Genomic DNA, 1,394 nt, shown 5'->3' on the forward strand with positions numbered 1-1,394 from the left:
ACGTTGACGCCCTTTGCCAGCATCTTGGCCACCGGCGGCGTCGCTTCAGCGACACCATGGCCGTAGCGCTCGACGAAGTACTCGCCCTGATAGGCCATGCGGTGCTGCACGGCGATGCCGCCGCCAAGGGCGGCGATCCGGTCGATCGAGCGGTCAGAGATCGTCTCCGCATGGTCGAAGAACCAGTTGATGCCCTCAAGCGGGATATCCCGGTTGACCTTCTCGAAGACGTCGAGCGCACGGGTGATCGTCTCGTCATAGGTGGCATGCAGTCGCCAGGGCCAGCGGTTCTCCGCAAGAATGCGCACGACCTCTTCGAGTTCGCCCTCCATCTCCGGCGGCATGTCCGGGCGCGGCTCGCGGAAGTCCTCGAAGTCGGCGGCGGAAAACACCAGCATCTCGCCGGCACCGTTGTGGCGGAAATAGTCGTTACCCTGCTTGTACTTGACCGACGACGTCCATTTCAGGAAGTCGTCCTTCTCCTGCTTCGGCTTCTGGGTGAAGAGGTTGTAGGCAAGGCGGACCGTCATCTGGCCCTCGTCCGAGAGCTTCTGGATGACGGCATAGTCATCCGGGTAGTTCTGGAAGCCGCCGCCGGCGTCGATGACGCTGGTGACGCCGAGCCGGTTGAGCTCGCGCATGAAATGACGGGTCGAGTTGACCTGGTAATCGAAGGGCAGCTTCGGCCCCTTGGCGAGCGTCGAATAGAGGATGCCGGCATTGGGCTTGGCCAAGAGCAGCCCCGTCGGGTTGCCGCTGGCATCGCGAGTGATCTCGCCGCCTGGCGGGTTCGGCGTGTCCCTGGTGTAGCCGACGGCGCGGAGCGCCGCGGCATTAAGCAGCGCCCGGTCATAGAGATGCAGCAGGAACACCGGCGTATCGGGCGCGACCGCGTTGATCTCATCGATCGTCGGCAACCGCTTTTCGGCGAACTGGTGCTCGGTGAAGCCGCCGACGACCCGCACCCATTGCGGCGCCGGCGTGATCGCCACCTGCCGCTTCAGCATGTCCATCGCATCGGCAAGCGAGCGCACGCCGTCCCAGCGCAGCTCCATGTTGAAGTTGAGGCCGCCACGCACGACGTGGGTATGATTGTCGTTCAGGCCCGGCAGGACGCGCTTGCCCTTGAGGTCGATGGTCTTTGTGCCTGAGCCTGCCAGCGCCATGATCGTCCTGTCGTCACCGACAGCGAGGATCAGGCCATCCTTGACGGCAACGGCAGTGGCAGTCGGATTGGCGCGGTCGAGCGTCGTCACGAGGCCGCTGTGAAGGATCAGGTCGGGCGTCATCGAAGTATCTCCGGTCTGTTGGGCGCCGGCGGTGCGGGCCGACGGAAAGAGAGCGGGCAGCGCCAGCGACGAGGCGGCACCGAGGAACGAGCGTCTTGTCGGCAT

1 protein-coding gene is annotated in these 1,394 nt (G+C 64.6%); it reads right to left on the reverse strand.

All coding sequences use genetic code 11. The features are described 5' to 3' along the window. Positions 1–1,394, reverse strand: a 1,394-nt coding sequence (locus ASE71_RS24430) for an amidohydrolase (protein ID WP_060634978.1), incomplete at both ends; no start/stop codon positions are given.

This window comes from Ensifer sp. Root954 (genome assembly GCF_001429005.1).
Taxonomy (GTDB): Bacteria; Pseudomonadota; Alphaproteobacteria; order Rhizobiales; family Rhizobiaceae; genus Ensifer; species Ensifer adhaerens.